This is a genomic window from Chthonomonas sp. (genome assembly GCF_035294165.1).
In the GTDB taxonomy this organism is placed as follows: domain Bacteria; phylum Armatimonadota; class Chthonomonadetes; order Chthonomonadales; family Chthonomonadaceae; genus Chthonomonas.
The window spans coordinates 1-3741 of sequence record NZ_DATGLN010000067.1; the positions used below are offsets into that span (position 1 = coordinate 1).

Sequence of the window (3741 nt, forward strand, 5' to 3'; positions counted from 1 at the left end):
AGACTTGGCTCGTTACCTCATGCCGAGGGGCTTTACGACCCCGAATTTGAACATGACGCCTGTGGGGTTGGTTTCGTAGCACATATCAAGGGAGAGAAATCGCACGCCATTATTGAGAAAGGCATAGGCGTGCTGCAGAACCTTGTGCATCGTGGGGCTTGTGGTTGTGACCCAGAAACCGGAGATGGCGCCGGCATTCTTATTCAAATCCCTCACGCCTTCTTTGCGCGGCAGCTTGCCGAACAAGGGGTTGATCTGCCCCCGCCCGGTCACTACGGTGTAGGCATGATCTTTCTTCCACCCGATGCCGAAGAGCGTGCGCGCTACGAGCAGATCATCAATCGTGTCGCTCAAGAGGAGGGACAACCGGTTATTGCGTGGCGCGATGTGCCGGTAGACAACACGAAAATCGGCTCGCTGGCGCGTTCGTGTGAGCCGGTCATTCGTCAAGTTTTTATCAAACGAAACCCACAACTGCCCGATGAGGATGCGTTCGAGCGCAAGCTGTTCGTGATTCGACGGGTCGTCCAAAACGAGATCGCACGGATGCGCCTGCCCCAAGAGCATTTTTTCTATGTTTGCAGCCTCTCTTGCCGTACTGTGGTCTATAAAGGGCTTCTGCTTGCCCATCAGATCGCCGCTTTCTACCAAGACCTCAATGCGCCCGATATGGTCACCGCATTGGCGCTGGTGCATCAGCGATTCTCGACCAACACCTTCCCGTCGTGGGATTTGGCACACCCCTATCGCTATCTTGCCCATAACGGAGAGATCAACACCCTGCGCGGCAACCGCAACTGGATGCGTGCGCGTGAGGCTCGACTCAGCTCCCCGCTTTTCGGAGAGGACATTAAGAAGATCGTGCCGTTGGTCAACCGTTCCGGTTCCGACTCGGCGACCCTGGATAACGCTCTTGAGGTTTTAACGCTGAGCGGTCGTAGCCTCCCTCATGCGATGATGATGCTCATTCCTGAAGCTTGGGATGGCAACGACTTGATGGACCCCGACAAAAAGGCCTTTTACGAATATCACGCCTGCTTAATGGAACCATGGGACGGGCCGGCCGCCGTTGCCTTTACCGATGGCCGCGTGATCGGAGCCGTCCTCGACCGGAACGGCTTGCGACCTGCCCGCTATCTGGTAACCGATGACGACCTTGTGGTAATGGCCTCCGAAACCGGCGTCATTGATATTGCCCCGGAGCACATTATCGAAAAGGGGCGCCTGCAACCCGGCAAAATGTTCTTGGTGGATCTGCAGCAAGGCCGAATCATCAGCGATGAGGAGCTGAAACATACCATCGCAACGGCCCATCCCTATCGGCAGTGGTTGGAGCAGAACCGCATCACCCTCCAGCAACTTCCCGATGTGGCGCCGCCGAAGCCTTCAGACCATAAAACCATCCTCACACGCCAAAACGTTTTTGGTTATACGCTGGAAGACTTGAAGTTCATCTTTCAACCCATGGCCACCACCGGCGAGCAGCCCCTCGGCTCCATGGGCACCGACACCCCTTTGGCGGTGCTTTCCAACCGGCCACAGCTGCTATACAACTATTTCAAACAGCTCTTTGCGCAGGTAACCAATCCGCCCATTGACCCTATTCGCGAAGACCTTGTCATGTCGCTTACCGACTATATAGGGCGGGAGGGTAACCTGTTCGATACCACGCCGGAACATGCCAAAATGCTTCGGCTCGAATCGCCCATTCTCACGAATGTGGAGTTGGAGCGTCTCCGCCATGTGAACCATCCCGATTTCCGTGCCATCACCCTCTCGGCCGTTTTCTCTATAAAAGAGGAGAACGGCCTAGAGAAAGCGATGGAGCGGCTTTGCCAGCAGGCCTCGCGTGCGGTGGCCGACGGCATAAGCTTCCTTATCCTCTCCGATAGAGAGGTAGATGCCGAACACGCTCCGATTCCGGCGTTGCTGGCCACTTCGGGGGTGCACCACCATCTTATTCGTGAAGGCACCCGCACGCAAGCCGGGCTGATCATCGAGACGGGAGAGGCGCGCGAGGTGATGCACTTTGCCCTGCTCATCGGCTACGGAGCCAGCGCCATCAACCCCTACCTTGCCTTCGAGACGTTGGAAGATATGTATCGGCGCTCGATGCTGCCGCAGGATTTGCCCCTCGAAAAGGCCATTAAAAACTACATTAAAGCGGTGAACAAGGGGCTGCTGAAAACATTTGCAAAGATGGGCATCTCCACTTTGCAAAGCTATCGTGGCGCCCAGATATTTGAGGCCATCGGGCTGGGGCAGGAGCTTGTGGATCGCTACTTCACCGGAACGCCTAGTCGGCTCGGAGGGATTGGGCTAAAAGAGATTCAGCGAGAGGCTCTCGCCCGCCATCACTACGCCTATCCGCCTCAAGAGATACCCGAAAGCCTTGAGCTTGATCCGGGTGGGCAGTACCAGTGGCGTCGCTACGGCGAGTACCATCAGTATAATCCCGACACCATAGCCGCCCTTCAGATCGCCGTTCGGCGCAAGAGTTACAAGGACTTCAAAGAGTTCTCGCGTTTGGCCAACGATCAAAGCGTGAATCGGGCCACCTTGCGCGGTCTGTTCCGCTTCAAGCCCGGCAACCCCATTCCCATTGAAGAGGTTGAGCCGGCCAAAGAGATCGTGAAGCGCTTCGTTACCGGAGCCATGTCGTTAGGCTCCATTAGCCGTGAGGCGCACGAAACCCTCGCTATTGCAATGAATCGCATCGGCGGAAAGAGCAACACCGGGGAGGGCGGGGAAGACCCGGTGCGCTACATCCCCGACCCAAACGGCGATAGTCGCCGTAGCGCCATTAAGCAGGTAGCTTCTGCGCGTTTCGGAGTGACGACAGAGTATCTCGTCAACGCCGATGAGTTGCAGATCAAGATGGCGCAAGGCGCTAAACCCGGTGAAGGAGGGGAGTTGCCCGGGCATAAGGTGGACGAGTACATTGCGCGCATTCGCCATACCACGCCAGGGGTTACGCTTATTTCGCCGCCGCCCCATCACGACATCTATTCGATAGAAGACCTGGCCCAGCTCATTTTCGACCTAAAAAATGCCAACCCGAACGCGCGCATCTCGGTGAAGCTGGTGGCCGAGGTGGGTGTAGGGACGGTGGCTGCCGGCGTTGCGAAGGCACACGCCGACCACATCCTCATCAGTGGGCACGATGGAGGCACCGGCGCCTCACCGCTTTCCAGTATTAAGCATGCCGGCATTCCGTGGGAGCTAGGTTTGGCCGAGACCCAGCAGGTTTTGGTGAAGAACAACCTGCGCGGGCGCGTACGTCTGCAAACCGATGGCCAGCTAAAGACGGGGCGCGATGTGGCCATTGCCGCCCTGCTTGGCGCCGAGGAGTTCGGCTTCGCAAGCGCACCGCTTGTGGCCATGGGCTGCATTATGATGCGTGTCTGTCATCTCGGCACCTGCCCTGTAGGCATTGCCACGCAAGACCCCGTGTTGCGCCAACGATTTGCGGGGCAGCCGGAGCATGTCATTAACTTCTTCTTCTTTGTGGCCGAGGAGCTACGAGAGATCATGGCCCAACTCGGCTTCCGCACCGTAGATGAGATGGTAGGTCGAACGGATATGCTCGATATGCAGCCCGCCATAGACCACTGGAAGGCCTATAATCTCGACCTCACACCGTTGCTGACGATGCCGGAGGTGGATAAAAACGTGCCGGTGCGCTGCGTGATGAAGCAAGACCACGGCCTAGAAAATGTGCTCGACCATAAGCTCATCGCC

General features: G+C 57.2%; 1 protein-coding gene. It reads left to right on the plus strand.

The annotated features are described in order from the left end of the window. On the plus strand, positions 1-3741 hold a 3741-nt coding region (gene gltB, locus VKV29_RS03215; protein WP_324199857.1), incomplete at both ends, for a glutamate synthase large subunit.